The organism is Nitrococcus mobilis Nb-231, from assembly GCF_000153205.1.
Classification (GTDB): Bacteria; Pseudomonadota; Gammaproteobacteria; order Nitrococcales; family Nitrococcaceae; genus Nitrococcus; species Nitrococcus mobilis.
Window position 1 is genome coordinate 1,335,073 of record NZ_CH672427.1, and the last position, 14,777, is coordinate 1,349,849.

Below are 14,777 nucleotides of genomic sequence, written 5' to 3' on the forward strand. Positions count from 1 at the left end.
TAACGAGTGGAAAGCAATCGGAGTGCCAACTTGTGAGGTGCATTAATGCAGGGGGTATAGCGGCGAGAATCGGCTGTAATTGTCCTGCCCGAATAGCTTATTTATCGAGCAACAGTGGGCTCGGCTCGGCTACGTCTGCTTTTAGTTGCTAGGACATTTTTTTCCTAGCTTTGCGGTGTTTTGTCCTAGCAGCTGTTCAGCCCGTTGATCTGCTCGTTCAGACAACGCATGAACCAGCTGATATCCGAGAGACGATCCCGCCACTGGGCGGCGAGCTCGGCGACTTTGTCCCGCTCGCCTTGGCTGATTGCCTCGCCCTCGACAAAGCGCTCCACCAACACCCCGCCGCTGAAGAGCTGCCGCCAGTGCCGAATGACCTCCTCTCCGACCAGTCTCGGGCACGCTTTGAATCCACCCGCAGCACCACAAGGTAATGGTTGCTTATCTGTCGGGTCCCGGATGATTTAATCAATGTCAGGAGCTATCCTCTGTGGGTAGCTCGAAGCGTTCTCGGTTATGTTGCCCGGGAGACTCGCTGATATGAACATCCGGCTTCATGCAAACGCCACCACGACACCCAAGATCCGGCGCTATATTCAGCGCTCCGAGAAGACCAACCGCGAGCTGGCCGAGGAGCTTGGCATTGCGCTGAGCACGGTGCGGATCTGGCGCGCCCGCCAAGACGTCCACGACCGTTCTCACACCCGGCATAATTTGCTAACCACGCTGAGCCCGGCGCAGGAGGCAATCGCCGTGGAGCTGCGCCGCACACTGCAGCTGCCGCTCGATGATCTGCTTGTGGTGGTGCGCGAGTTCCTCAATCCAGGCGTCTCCCGCTCGGGACTGGATCGCTGCCTGCGCCGCCATGGGGTCAGCCGGCTGGCGGATCTGCGCCCGGCTGAGCAGGCAAAGCGCCCGAGCAAGGCCTTTAAGGCCTATAGGCCGGGCTATGTCCATATCGACTACAAATACCTCCCGCAGATGCCCGATGAGACGGCGCGCCGGTATCTGTTTGTGGTCATCGATCGGGCAAGCCGATGGGTTTACCTCGAACTCAAGGCGGATAAATCCGCCCGCTCGGCCAGCGCCTTTCTCAAGGCCGTGCGTGAAAAGGCGCCGTTTCGCATCCACCGGCTACTCACTGACAACGACAAAGCCTTCACCGACCGTCTGCAGGGCAAACACCGCCAAGCCAGCGGTGAGCATCGCTTTGACCGACTCTGCGCCGAACTCGGTATCGAGCACCGCCTCGCCCCGGTGCGCCACCCGCAGACCAATGGCATGGTTGAGCGCTTCAACGGGCGCATCAGCGAGGTCTTGGCCACGCATCGCTTCGACTCACGCCAGGATCTAGAGGCAACCCTCAAACGCTACTGCTACTTGTACAATCATCACATCCCGCAGAAGGCGCTTGACCACCGAGCTCCCATCCAAGCCCTCAAGGATTGGCAGCACAAACACCCTGACCTGTTTCTACGTCAAGTTTATAATCATCCGGGACCCGACACTTATCACAGCGTAGGCGCAAACATCGATCGCGAAGATCCCTGCAAGCTCCATGAGCTTATCCACGATCCACTGCTTGCGGTGCTCGTAGCTCTGCCCGGTGAGCGAGTCCTCCCTGCAGAGAAAGGCCCGGCGCACGCAGCGCGCCATACAATGGTAGAAGGGCGTTTCTTCAAGACTGACCTGCCGATGCCGAGCGAGCGTCATCGACCTACCCCATTAGGCGTGCATGGATCACACAAAGAGACATAGAGCGCCTAAGGCGAGGCGAAGGGGCAAAGAATTTGAGTCTCCTATATTTCTTCCTCCAGTACAAAAGAAGCTTCAGGCGACGGTACAGGTGGTCAAACGCAACGAAGCGCACACCTTTGTCGTGCTGCCCCAGCGTTGGGTCGTGGAACGCTCCTTCGGCTGGCTGGAAAAATGCCGCCGCTTATGGAAGAACTGCGAGCGTACGCTCAATACCAGTCTACAGTTCGTCCATCTGGCGTTCTTGGCACTGTTGCTCCGGAGATTGTGAACAGGCTCTGAGAGTCTCTTTCATCTTCCGGGGTGGTGCCAGCCACCATAATCGTTAGGCCCGAGTCTGTCAGAAGGGTATCGGTATTGGGACGAACTGTCGCAGCTTGCTGATGATCTCAACTGCCTGATCGATGATCCTGGCACGCTTTTCCAGAGCCTCGGCCACCGTCGTGATGTTGTCTGCCTCGTCTTCCAAGGCATCGGCAGCTTGCTTCAGTTCGGCAATGGTCTGGCGCAACTCAGCGCTGTCTTCCAAAGCCTCCAGGCTGAGGAAAGACAGATCGTCTAGAAGATCCAGCAGCGTGTCGATGCCGGCTTGAAGTGCATTGACACTGGCAGCATCCGCAGCCTGACTGGCTTCTTTGCGCTGGCGACGAAGCGCGATAATGTTGGCCAGGATCGACTCGCGCGTGTCAATCTTCAGGCGTTGGGCTCTTTCATTCAGAGGCATCTTATTTCTCCCGCGCTTTCCCGCTGCGCCTAACCGTCGTCCGCATGGATGGCTTCCAAGGCGCCTTCCGCCGCCTTCTTCAAAGCCACGGCATTCTCGTAGAGGGCTTCCAGCTGCTTCCTGTTCGTCGGATCGTTCAGCGAATCGCGCAAGGCGCTGTGAGTCGATTTGATTCCGTGGAAGGCATAGATCGGACTATCGCGCAGGGCCTGAATGTAGGTGGCGCGGGCGCTCTTGATGTCGCTCCACACCTGGACATAATTGTTGGCCGTCACGTTCAGGGACTGGCGTTGAGCTTTATCGAGCGCCCGCTCTTTGTCGGTCAAGACAGGGCCATAAATGTCGAAAGCCGCTTCGGCCAAGAGGTCGGCTGCCTTACCCACTGCTTCATCGGTGTTGTTGGCGGCCTCCTTGAGCGCCTCGAAACGACGGTGGCGCAGGTAAGCAAGCCCCCCCTCGTAAACCAAGCTCCCAAAGGCATCCAGAGTTTCCTGATTGCGTTTCAGCAGTTCCTCATTGACGGTCGAGACCAAGGCAGTGGCGCTGGTATTCAACTCGCCGAAGGCTCGCTGCAGTGTGTTCTCATCTTCCGCATCCGTCACCGCCAACAGGCCGGCAATATAATTGTTCAAGGCCCCGCTCAATGCTTCTAGGTTTGACAGGCGGCCCCCGTCCGGATCGGTCCGCGGCACTGGAGTCACCATGCAGGCGGCATAATCCGCCTCGGAGATCAACTCGCCGCCGGGCGCGCCACCCGCTGCAAAAGCGGTTTCATATTTGAGCCGCAGTTCCAGGCAAGCATCGGACACCGAAGGTCTTGTACCGTTATTTACGAACTCTTCGAGAAGCTGCCTGTTGCGCTGCTCCGTCGCCCAAGCAGTATAGGTCGGCTTGAGGGCATTGAAACTGCGCAAAGAGTCCTTCACGCCGTCGCTGAAGGTGCCGATTTCCTCTTTGTAGACATAGGGCGAGCAGGCACCGAGCGAGACCCCTACGACAATCGACAAAGCGCTAGCGAAGCTTATCCCCCGCGTTCGGTCCATGGCCAAACCTCACGAAATTGCCTGGGCCACAGTAGATCGCCCCCGGACCTGCCGAAGGACAATTCGATGGTAACCAGATCGAAGTAGCTTTGCCGAGCCCTTTATGCCTCGGCGCTCGACAACCGGGAATCCTGCACACCCGCTCCACAACAGATGCCTCCAACTATCGCTAGAACTCTCAGCAGCGATTTCGGCGAGTTGCTGGGTAGCCAGCGCTCCAAACTTCGCGAAAGCCCATTTCCTCGTGCGCCTTGCGGTCTCCCTCCGTCTAATGCAGCACCTAAGCAGTATAGCGGGCTTTCCGCCTTCCTCGGCTCGATCTCTCGGAGCTCACCGGACACCCCGTGTGCGGCGAGCACGCACAGCAGCTTTGTGCGCCATGGCCAGCGGTACTGGCGGTGCAGTGTCTGCGACCAACACCGCCACTTCCGGCTGGAAGCGCTGGTGTTGGTTGCCGCCGCGCACTGCCCGCCCTGGCCTGAGCGAAAACTCGGTGACGTGCCCGTGTTCGCTTGCTGAAAGACGACAATCAGGTCAAACAAAGAGGCGAAAAAGTTAAAAGCGAAAAATTGGGTGTCTTATTTTTCTCGCTAAGCGGGAGCTCGGCGACAGCGAGATTCATCGACCTACCAAATGCAGACAGAGCAGAGTGCGCTTCAAGAAAAAAGCGCAATTTTATTGAGTGTTCTATTTTTCTCGATTTTCTTTATTTTATTTTTCTTTGTTTTTATCGTGATCAGTACAGCATTAGGAGGAACAGATTTCCCGTTCTTGCCAGATGTTCGATATAAGCTGCATCGTGGCGCAGAATGTTCTCGATTTCCCTGGTTGAGCAGTTGCCTCGACGAACCCATACGATCTTGGCAGAATGACCGCGCAACAACCCTGGCTCGAAGAAATCAGAATCCTTGCTGACTAGGATAAAGCCTTCCCGTTCGGCAAAATCGAGCAAGATGGTATCGGGTGCCTGCGAGAGACCAAAGTCCTGCACGTGGGCCGAACCGGGGAAAAGGTCGTCAAGCCTCGTTGCAAGGCGTGGAGAAAGGTTCTGGTCAAAAAGTAGCCTCACACTGGTATCGACAGCATGTGTTTTTCACGGTCGGCAGCGAAAGCGAGACACGCCTGGATATCCTCGCGGGTGAGATACGGGAAGTCGGCCAAAATTTCGTCCGTGCTCATGCCGGAAGCGAGATAGTCCAGGACGTCATAAACGGTGATTCGCATCCCGCGGACGCAGGGCTTACCGCCGCATTTTCCTGGCTCGATAGTGATGATGCTGCGATAGTCGACCATATTCGGTACAGCTCCTTAGGGCAATGAAGTATCGCTCATTAATTGAGAGTACCCGTAGTACTCCCTTCCGCCCCATTCCTGTGGCATGAGCCAACGCCCAAACGGTAGTTCAACGTCTCATGCTTGAAGACAGCTTTCAACTCAATTTTTCCCTATAAAAATATTCGATTATAAACTGCCTGTACCAACAAGGCGCCCTTACATAAAAATACTTGACGCGAACTCTAATACAAAATGCCTGCTATTACAGCACGCTTTTGGAGCGCCTTAAGATCTCGTCCTAATAGGCGAATGTCATTCAGCCTGTCGATCAGACTGTTTCGAGCCGCGGATAGAATACCCCGCTCGGCTTTAATCCCCATAGTTATCGGTGGCCCAATCGCCGTGCGAGCCGGCGCAGGCGCTCAGCGGAACCTACCGCCCGACAGAAACGTTGCCCGTAGTCGCGCACCGCCTCCACCCATGCGTTCTCATCGATGCCTAAACGCCGCAGGATCGGCGGCACGTCTTCCGGGATAAAACCGCGCTTGTCATCGCGGATGGCGCGGCCTGTCCAGTCGGCTAAGGCAAGATAGTCGGAAAAAACAAACGGAATCGCCGCCAGGGGCTGATCATCACGCTCGCCTCCACTGAAAGGCAGTAAAGCCGCTGACTGCTCGCTGAGTGCGCTCGGAGCATGCTCATAACCTGACTCCGGGGATGCGGTTTCATTGAGGCGTTCCTCTTCGCCCTGATCAGCGCCCTCTACGTCATTGCCCGAGCGCTGCAGCTGCTCGGCATAAGCGAGAAGGCGTGCTTGAATGGAGGTGTAGTCAGAGGTCTCCGGCGTCTCTGCAATCCCGGCACGCACAGGGTTCAAATCCACGTAGACCATGCAGGCGAGAAGCGCTCGCTCATCGAGCAAGGCCTGGCTCTTGAACCGTCCTTCCCAGAATCGACCTTTGCAGCCGTCTTTTTTGTTGGCCTGACGGGCAATCTGCTCGTTCAGACAACGCATGAACCAGCTGATATCCGACAGGCGCTCGCGCCACTGGGCAGCGAGTTCGGCGACTTTGTTTCGCTCGCCTCGGGTTGATATCTCGCCCTCGACAAAGCGCTCCACCAACACCCCGCCGCTGAAGAGCTGCCGCCAGCGCCGAATGGCCTCCTCCTCCGACCAGTCTCGGGCACGCTTTGAGTCCACCCGCAGCACCACAAGGTAATGGTTGCTTATCACGGCGTAGGCGCAAACATCGATCGCGAATACCCCCGCAAGCTCCATGAGCTTATCCACGATCCACTGCTTACGGTGCTCGTAGCTCTGCCCAGTGAAGGAATCTTCCCCGCAGAGGAAGGCGCGGCGCACGCAGCGCGCCATGCAATGATAGAAGGGCGTTTCTTCAAGACTGACCTGCCGATGCCGAGCGAGCGTCATCGACCTACCCCATTAGGCGTGCATGGATCACACAAAGAGAATAGGGTGCCTAAGGCGAAGGGGCAAAGAATTTGGGTGTCCTATGTTATCCTCCTTTTGACCCCCAAGGTAAAATCACCACTGAAGTCTTGACCGGCCTGCCACGTTTTTCCCAGCCTACGTTTTTCCTCAGCGTTTTCTCAATCTGTTCTTTGAAGCGATTATTCCCCATCGGGGTGCCTGATTGCGCGCAGTTTCTGATCCGGTCCAACTCCTCCACAGACAATTCGGTATCAAACAAAGCGCGGTATGCTTCCCAGCGTTGCAGGCGCGTTTGTCCCAAGCGTAGGTACTCCTCGCGCGGGCTCACAATGCAGTTTTCCTCGCCCAAGGCATTGACGGCATAACTCGACCACCGATAGTGGCGGGGTCGCGCGACCATTCCCGCTCTCACCGGGTTCAGCTCAATATAACGCATACAAGTCAGCAAATAAGTCTCGGATTCGATGATCATTCCCTTGTGCCGTCCCTCCCACAGAGTTCCTCGCCGACGGTAGGTCCGATTGATGTAGCCGACGTACTGACGTCCGCATTCCTGGAACAGCCGGCTAACCGATCCGCCGGTACCCGGCGTTAAGAGAAGGTGGATGTGGTTCGTCATCAGCACATAGGCATGGATAGCGCAACGACAAGCGTCCGATACGCGTTTCAAGATCTTCAAGTACTCGAGATAATCCTGATCGTCGAAAAATACCGGCTGCCGATTATGGCCCCGTTGCATAACGTGGGCCGGCATATCAGAAAGGTAAAAGCGGGGTTTTCTCGGCATCCGCTTATAAGGTTTTTCGGAAGGGGTGACGGGCGCGCAATCCGGGGAAGCGCAAAAATCCTTTATCGGTCGTGATCCAGTCGCAACCCGCCTCGATCGCCAGCGCGGCGTGGTAGGCATCCGGAACGAGGTTGCCTTCAGCTTTGCTCAGGCGCACCAGTTTCTCAAAAATAGCCCAATGTCGAGGACCGGGTCTAATGGGAACGGCCTGCGGTTGGCTTCGAACCTGATGGACGAAAGCCAAGGCCCTATCCAAGGGCGTCGGACGTTCAAATACGCGTGGATGCGTGACTACACGAATAAAACCGCTCAGCACAAGGTCTGAGACACCATAAGCGCCCAGACCATTGATTTGCTCCTCTAACCAATCCCGGTAGGCCAGATGGTCTGCCGTATCCTCGCGGTGAGCATACACCAGGACATTCACATCCATCAGAATCATCGTTCCATGATGTCCAGCAGCGATGGACTGTGGTCCAGATCGATCCCCGGACGCGTTCCCGTTCCTTTCGCTGTGATGATTCGCACTCGTCCGCGTTCCTCAACACGCTCTCGGCGGCTCAGCGATTCTCGAAGCGCATCTTCGATGAGTTGAGCCAGAGTCACTCCCGAGACGGCTGCCTGAGCTTTCGCCCGCAGGAGAAGCTGATCGTCGATATTGAGGGTGGTGCGCATCGCCTATTTCCTCATTCCCACTCATTGACCCATGAATATAATGACACACGCTAGCATATAAAACATCAAGATGTCTATATATATTAGGGTCTGACCCCTTTTTCTTTATATCGGGGTGGCCGGGAATATATTAGAGCCTCCCTAGTTCATGCGCACAAACTCTCCATTGATTTGTCTCCAGTAAAGTATTTCTTCATAATCCCCTGAGCGCACACGTATTGTTATGTATTCGGCGTTAGGATCAATTGTTCGCTTTAGCCTACTCTCTCTTTTACTTAACCGGTTCACTTCGTCAACACTTTTTATTGCCTGTTCCTTTGTCGCCTGCAAATACTCAAGACTTGCTCTACCCCCCCTCTCTGAAAATTGAGTCTTGCCGGTGACCTTCCTCTGTATTGTCAGGGTAAGCCTGTTCTTTTCCTGAGCACCCGTAGTACTAAATTCAATGTGCTGTGCTGTTCCGTCCTTATAGGTAACCTTTACGTCCGTAGATTGTCTGAGGCTTGAGCTTTTTATATATTCTATATCCGCTACATTCGGATCATCGATAAGCTTGTATAACTGCCTATATTCTCCTTCTGCACCTATTCTTTTAATATCAATCTTGCCGCTCAGTCTCCGGTCGAGTTCGTCTAACCCGCCGTTCGGGTCACGAAGTTTTCCTCCGCTCTGCTCTCGTAAAGCCTTGGCCCCAGGAAACCCGCTTGCCTCCGATATCGGTCGGTGTGAACTCCTCCTTCCCAACGGTTCCACTCTAGGCGTATCTGTCCCAGGATGAAATACAACTCCCTCCGGTCCGTGGGACGCGACTTCACCGCCGGTTCTGCGTAGTGCTTTGCTGGCTAGGTCTTCTGCCTTGGTCGCCTGCTCAGTCGCGGTCGCCAGACGCTCGCCGTTGTTGGCAACAATTGCGGCATCGAGAGCCTGCTGTGCATTCTCGAGAGCTCTACCGGCTTGTTCCAGTTCGTCGAGCTGCATCCTTGCTATCTTCCCGGATACTTTCCCAGCGGTAGTAATACGGGGAATAGTCGAGCGAATCTGTAGAGACAATGTTATCAACCTCTGAATCTGGCGTTGTGCAAGTTCCTTCGCAAGCTTAGCGACCGCTGCTGACTGACGAGCGAGCGGACTCGTCGCAACCCGTTTCGCCAGGCGGGTAAGTCCGGGAACCTTCTTCAGAAGACTGTTCGCACGCGCAGCGATCTTTGGTAACTGCTTGGCGATATTAACTTGCCCGAGCGTTAAATACGCTATGATGGCTTCGAATATTAGATACCCAACGATCCGCCCGTATTCTAAGCCGTACGAAAAAGGGTCTGACCGATGAAGTTCTTCTACACGCTCAAAGTTTGCTAGAGCAAGTTGGACTCCGAGGTCGAATCTGGCCTTCTCGTCGAATAACTCCGGGATAGTATTCGCGATCTCGAACAAGGTTGGAGGCCAAAGCAGGTTAGCCAGATCCCGTACATTGTCTATTATGCCAAGTGGAATTCCCGCGAGTAAGCCAGCGCTTAGTTCGGCTTGGTCCGAAAAGCTCGTCCACAGGGGAGGTTCTCTCTGTAAAGCCTCCAAATGGCGGCTGGTTGCAATATAGCCGCTGAGAAAATCAGCCCCCGGCGTGTATTCCACGTCGAGACCGGGAAACGTTTGCGCTGTGCGTCCTTGCAACAGTGCCACTTGGTAGGTATCGGGATCTATTTTCTTGAGCTCCCGGAAAGCAGCGAGAAGCTCTTGGAGTTGATGTGGAGCAAGGAGTTGATGTGGAGGAAGGCCATTGCCACTTCTATCCCAGGCGTCGTAGTGGGCGAGTATGTAACTCGTCAATGTTCCTATGGCGATATCGGGATCAATGGATTGCAACTGGTTCTCTTTGATTGCGGCACGGATCGTCCTGATGACATTATGTATCCCTTGCAAGCGTTGACGTTCTGCCTCGGCAACGGCTGCCTCGGCTTCAGCCGCGGCAAACTGTTTGTCAAGCACCGGCCGAACCAAAGTTTCCTCCTGAAGAACAAACAATGTCTCAGTCCCCACTACACCATCGTTGCCAAGACGATTCCTCTCCTGAAACTCTTTGACTCCGAGATACATCTCCAGGCCAAAGCCGCCATCATCACGATAGCGAGGCAGGAGGTTTACCGATTCAGACGAGAAGTCGCAGCCCCATTGGAGGAGCGCTTGCTGGACGAGCTTGACAGCATCGCCTTTAGCTCCGCGCCTTAGCGGCGGCTCGGCCCCTTCTGCAATGCCTCTCAATGTGTCATTCGCCGTCCAAGCCGCGGCATCGACTGACGTTGACTCCCCCGGTCCACATGGCGTAGGGATGAATTCGACCTTTTCGAGATCAGTCCGACCCGCAAGAACGTTGTTGATCTCCTCCACCGCCGCCTCGACGAGAGGATCACTCGTGGTTGCCATTTCACGCACGAGGGTTCGCAATTCACGCAGCTGGCTTCTCGAAAACTCCTCTGCCGCCAAGGCTTCAGCGAATTCAGAACTGCCAAAGGCTCCGTCGACGATGAGCTGCGCGAAGTCAAAAACTTCTTGGGAGCCTGGCACATCATTGCCCTTGCGAAACACCTGACCGGCGCCTTGCTGCACCACATGCGCCAACTCATGCCCCATCAGACCCCGGTCGGTAGTCGACTCCCCTCGCGCAAGATAGATATCAGAACCCCGGGTAAATGCACGAGCATTGAGAGCCCGGCTCGCTTCATTCGCCGCAGCCCCCGTGTGAACACGCACGCCCGAGAACTCGGCACCAAATCCCCCTTCCATCTGCCTCTGAATCGCTGGGCTCAAAGGGCTGCCGGAGCCGCTGCGGGCCATCGCCCGCTCTGCTTTAGCCGTATTGATTCCTTTCCCCGTGGATGCCTCTGAACTCTCTCGGCGCTGCGCTTTTTCCTCTTCTTGGCACTCGCGGCACTTGGTCTGAACGGCGGTCGGCGCAGTCCCAATACCGGGGAGCGCTTCCTCTTCCTGCTCAAGCTCAGGCTGTAGCTGTACCTGCTCTTCCTCCACCTGCCGCTGAAGAGACTCCTCTTCTTCCTCCGCGTCGCCAATAGGCCGTGAAAGACCACCAGACGGCAGCCGCGAAATACGTTCCACAGGCTGTCCCGCCGAAATCCGGCTCGCCGCCGCGTCCGCCGCCCGCTCGTACTCATCCCCCGCCGCACCGACCTCCAGCTTGGCCTGCACCACAGGCGCAGCGGCCCGTCTCGCCAACTGCGACCAGAGCGGACGAGCGCGCTCCGGCTTTGCCCCGGCTTGGGCCTTTTCCGCGAGCGCGGCCGCCTCGGACTTCCCGGATTGACGAGTCTTGCTGGCGAACATGGCGAACCTTCCTGTCACCCGCGTTGGAGAAAAATGATATCGTCGACCCTGAGCCCATCGGCCGTTAGCAATCTCCGCTCACCGCGGCGCAGGCCGACCACCTGCTGATCAGCGCTGCTCTCCAGAAGCCCTCCCTCCGTCAACGCCCCGAAGACTGCCTCCAGACGCTTGCCGGCGTTGGACTCGCTGGCACCCTCTGCGGGCGCGAGCTCCAGGGCGACCAGAGTCCCCACTTCGCTCAGCGCCGCGCTGACCTCATCCGGCAGACCGTCAGCCAGCGTGCCGTCGGGGTTGAATTTCATCACCAACGCCCGCTCCCGAAACCGGCTCTCGACGTTCCGACGACCGGCTCCGTCCCTTCTCATCCATACCAGGACACGCCCAGTCCGAATGGCGGGCTCTGGGGCAGGTTGCGGAGCCTCGATAAGTAAGAGCGACGGGCAATCCGGGGGCAGAGCGCTGGGGCTCGTTATCGGCTCGGCGCCGCTGCTAACGCCCAGCTCTTCGAGCACTATCCGCGCTTGTTTGGCATAAAGCGCCGCCTGATCGTCGCCCTCGAAAGCGACCACCGCCGCGGCTGTGGGTGTTCCGCCGCCCTGCTCGCTCCAGGCTGTCACGACCGCATCAAGGCTGTTCGGCAAGGCCTGGGCAGTGCCTTCCTGAAAGCTCACCTTACCCAAAGCAGTCGGCTTCGGCACCGGCGGATCATCCGACTCGAAGATATCGGCGATGCCTCCACCGCTGATCACCCGCTTGGTTTTTTCCAATAAGGTCGCTTGCACCCGAAATACCGACTGGCAGGTAACGGCAATCTCGGCTGCCGTCAGCAGCACGATCGAGCCGTCGGTACCGGCGACCGCCAGCCGCTCGGGGACCTGAAGGAGCGCTTCGAACTCAGCCGCTGCCTCAGCCGGGGTGATTTCCGCGAGCACCTCGCGCAACCGCTGCAGCCGCCCCCGGGCGAGGACCTCGCCATCCCGGAGCGCAGCCCCCCGGCTGGCAATAGCGCCGTAGAAGATGACGTCATTGGGATTGACCGCCTGCCAGTCGTCTCGCACCGCATCAGGGCTGGAGCGCAGCACCGGTGTGGCCGCCGCGTACTCCACCAGGTTGACCTGCACGAAGCTCAAATCCGCCAAGGCCTCGGCGTCGTTCGCCCGCAGGGCCGCAACCACCGTCTCCGCCTGCTCACGGTCGACAGGCAGGTGATAAACCATATAGCGGCGCGCCTGAACAGCTGCCGGGCGCTGCTCCTCGATCTCGCAGACCTTGTCGCGGCGGCGATGGAAGAGCACCCAGTCCCGGGTGGCCCGCACCTCGACCTCCCGCACCGGCGCGCTCTGCTCGGGAAACAACAGGCGGGCAGCGTGGTCGACAAAGCGCGGATCCTCCAGCGCCGCGCCCACCGCCTCCAGAGCGGTCAGAGCTAGCGCATGGTCGCTGTCCTCGGGCGCCAGCACCGCAGCATCCTCCTGCAGCCGAGCGGCGGTGATGAACGCCTCGCCGGTGTTCTCTTGGAGCCTGGCTTCCATCGGCTCGCCGCTCCAGCTGACCACCGGATGGAAGGGCGTTGTGTCCTCCTCGGCGCTATCCTGCAGCTCCAGCTTAAGCCGAGATGAGGTAGTGCCTAGCTGCAGGCGCAGCCTCGCGTGAAACTCGAAGCCCTCTACCTCCTGCTCCACGCCCTGGCCCGAATCGCGCCGGCGATCCCGGGTGACCCCCGGAAAACGCCCCGTGAGCACCTGCTCATTGGCACCGCCTAGGCTGCTCTCCAGGTCCAGACTGCCCTGAATCCGCACTTCCCGGAAGACGTTTGAACCACGCGAAGTAGCCGCGATTACCACCAGCAGACTCACCGCCGTGCTCTCGCCCAAGGCCATGGTGAAAGGATCGTGCTCGCAGCGCAGGCTGATCCAGCAGGCCAGGGCAAACCTCGGCACGGGAGTCGCGACGGCCACCCGCAGGCGGGCCGGTGCGACCGGTGCGGCCGCCCGGAAACCCTCGACGCGGGGGGCGAAGATGCCGCTACGCCGCCGGGCCATGCGGCCAAGCTCTGGTGGCAGCCGCTCCCCGGCCTCGTCCGTGCGCACTCTCAGATCGCCCACGCCGGCGAAGTAGAACGCGCCGCCGCCCGCAGGAAGAGTCTCGGCGCGACCGGCACCCCTGACCTGGGAAAAAGCAGAGATGGTCCGGTCTCCGATCTCCTCCCGGATCACCAGATTAGCGGTCCCGCGGAACGCCAGGGCCGGCTGCTGCACGGTGCGGGTGACGATCTCGCCGTCGGGCACGAGCACGTCCACCGCGGGCTTGGCGGCGGGATCGTCCAGCCCCCTAAGCAGAGAGATTCGCTCCATGTGCTGCGCCTCTTCGAGCGCATGGGCCACGAAGTCGGGGCGCACTACGCAGAATCGCAGCTCCACCCCCTCGCCCATGAACTGGCGCACTTGCTGATTGACGCTGAGGTTGGCCTCGGGCACCACCGGAAGGTAGCCGGCGCTCGGCAGCTCGACGATCCCGCAGCGAATCAATACCCGCTCGCCAAGCGCGGCCACGCCCCCCTTGGCCACGGCCGCAAGGCGTCCGTGCAGGTCCCGCAACGCGGTGATGCCCCCGAACCCCGGCTCGGCGGCGAGATTTTCAGCCTCCGTGAAGCGCCTGGCAACCGCTCCCATATACCGCGTCACCTTCTCCAGCGCCGCAGACGCCTCGGCCGCCACGTCGCGCGCCTCCCGGCAGGGATCCACCTCAGCTCCGGGCCGCGGCAGGCCTTGGAAGCAGTGGTGCAGCTGGCACTGGAACTGGAGGATCTGAGCCAGGAAGACATTCCAGGGCCGCATGGCCATGCGCCAGGCCCAGTAGCGCCGGGGCGGCACCTCCATCCGCTCGCGGCGGGGGATCCAGGGATCCAGAAAGCGGGTGGTGGCGCCGCTGCGCGCCACCAGTGCGATCGGCACATCGTTGCCGCCGGCCGCCAGCGCCCCCAGGCACCAGGCGTCGGCGCCGAGCCCCTCGCGGGAAATGAGCCTGGCGACGCGCGCTTGCTCATCGGCGAAGTAGGCCGAGGCCACCTGCGAGCGCAGATGGGTGCTGGTAAGCGCCACCGCCTCGGAGGTGGTAAGGGGCGTGTTCAAGACCAGCGGCACCGCCCGCATCACCACCCCCTCGATGACATACGGCCGGTCGGTGCTGGTAACGCAGGCCTCCTCGCACAGCTTGCCGAACACGTCCTCCTCCCCGCAGTAGGCCTCGGCGTGGCCTACGGTGATGAGATAGAGGTCAATGCCTTGCACCACCGCGCCCGGCTCGGCCGCCGCTCGAAGCTCACACTCGCCAAAGCTCGCCGCGGTGAAGCCGGCGGGTCTCGTGGACTGTCTGCCCGTGGTCTGTGAGCGCTCGATCAGCTCGGTCAGCCCCACGCCGGTTGCCTGAGGCAGGTACAAAACGCGCCCGGCCGGATCGATGGCGAGCCCCGCGCTTACCTCCAGGCGATCACCCCCGCCGAGCTCGGCATCGAAGCCGTACACCACACCGGCGCCGCCGGCCTGATTGGACAAGGCCACCAGCGTTCGCAGCGCGCTTTGCTCGAGCTGCAGATCCGCAGCCCGCAGGAACTTGCCATCGAAGAAGTTGAGCCGGGTCAGCGCCGTGGGCGAGGGGATCACCGTGAAGCCGCTTTGCCCCCCGATCAACACAAAGGCCTGGTTTGTCGTGCTGGGCACCTGGGAAGCCATG

11 protein-coding genes and 2 pseudogenes are annotated in these 14,777 nt (G+C 59.0%); 2 read left to right on the forward strand and 11 right to left on the reverse strand.

The genetic code is table 11. From position 1 onward, the window contains the following. Positions 1–185: 185 nt before the first annotated feature. Positions 186–335 carry a hypothetical protein gene (locus NB231_RS19445; RefSeq protein ID WP_232210398.1) on the reverse strand — a complete coding sequence of 50 codons (150 nt, stop codon included), beginning with the start codon at positions 333–335 and terminating at the stop codon, positions 186–188. A 205-nt stretch (positions 336–540) separates the two neighbouring features. Here NB231_RS19445 and NB231_RS06150 point away from each other — a divergent pair. Both NB231_RS06150 and NB231_RS18355 read left to right on the forward strand, forming a co-directional pair. Then, positions 541–1,506, forward strand: a pseudogene (locus NB231_RS06150) (IS481 family transposase); the annotation flags it as partial. Between the two features lie 331 nt (positions 1,507–1,837). Then, positions 1,838–2,026, forward strand: a pseudogene (locus NB231_RS18355) (transposase); the annotation flags it as partial. A gap of 69 nt (positions 2,027–2,095) precedes the next feature. On the opposite strand, the gene NB231_RS06160 reads toward NB231_RS18355, so the two are convergent. The 10 genes from NB231_RS06160 to NB231_RS06205 form a co-directional block, all read right to left on the reverse strand. Then, positions 2,096–2,479: a hypothetical protein gene (locus NB231_RS06160; protein WP_005000638.1), complete on the reverse strand. Its 384-nt coding sequence runs from the start codon at positions 2,477–2,479 to the stop codon at positions 2,096–2,098. 29 nt (positions 2,480–2,508) lie between these two features. Next, positions 2,509–3,522: a hypothetical protein gene (locus tag NB231_RS06165; protein ID WP_005000640.1), complete on the reverse strand. Its 1,014-nt coding sequence runs from the start codon at positions 3,520–3,522 to the stop codon at positions 2,509–2,511. A gap of 736 nt (positions 3,523–4,258) precedes the next feature. Then, the gene (locus NB231_RS06170) at positions 4,259–4,591 is read right to left on the reverse strand and encodes a DUF5615 family PIN-like protein (protein ID WP_040661954.1); all 333 of its coding nucleotides are present in this window, start codon (positions 4,589–4,591) and stop codon (positions 4,259–4,261) included. Then, on the reverse strand, positions 4,588–4,815 hold the full coding sequence (locus tag NB231_RS06175; RefSeq protein ID WP_005000642.1) for a DUF433 domain-containing protein: 228 nt from the start codon (positions 4,813–4,815) through the stop codon (positions 4,588–4,590). The genes NB231_RS06170 and NB231_RS06175 overlap by 4 nt, the downstream gene beginning before the upstream one ends. Positions 4,816–5,179: 364 nt before the next feature. Beyond that, a complete protein-coding gene (locus NB231_RS06180; RefSeq protein ID WP_005000643.1) occupies positions 5,180–6,229 on the reverse strand; it encodes a hypothetical protein in 1,050 nt (349 codons plus the stop codon). A gap of 85 nt (positions 6,230–6,314) precedes the next feature. Then, positions 6,315–7,037 carry a transposase gene (locus NB231_RS06185; protein ID WP_040661958.1) on the reverse strand — a complete coding sequence of 241 codons (723 nt, stop codon included), beginning with the start codon at positions 7,035–7,037 and terminating at the stop codon, positions 6,315–6,317. Positions 7,038–7,041: 4 nt separating this feature from the next. Continuing rightward, positions 7,042–7,479 carry a type II toxin-antitoxin system VapC family toxin gene (locus NB231_RS06190; protein ID WP_005000645.1) on the reverse strand — a complete coding sequence of 146 codons (438 nt, stop codon included), beginning with the start codon at positions 7,477–7,479 and terminating at the stop codon, positions 7,042–7,044. Continuing rightward, positions 7,476–7,712: a type II toxin-antitoxin system VapB family antitoxin gene (locus tag NB231_RS06195; protein ID WP_005000646.1), complete on the reverse strand. Its 237-nt coding sequence runs from the start codon at positions 7,710–7,712 to the stop codon at positions 7,476–7,478. The genes NB231_RS06190 and NB231_RS06195 overlap by 4 nt, the downstream gene beginning before the upstream one ends. Positions 7,713–7,853: 141 nt before the next feature. Beyond that, the gene (locus NB231_RS06200) at positions 7,854–11,045 is read right to left on the reverse strand and encodes an eCIS core domain-containing protein (RefSeq protein WP_005000647.1); all 3,192 of its coding nucleotides are present in this window, start codon (positions 11,043–11,045) and stop codon (positions 7,854–7,856) included. A 14-nt stretch (positions 11,046–11,059) separates the two neighbouring features. Next, positions 11,060–14,776 carry a hypothetical protein gene (locus NB231_RS06205; RefSeq protein ID WP_005000648.1) on the reverse strand — a complete coding sequence of 1,239 codons (3,717 nt, stop codon included), beginning with the start codon at positions 14,774–14,776 and terminating at the stop codon, positions 11,060–11,062. Position 14,777 lies beyond the last annotated feature (1 nt).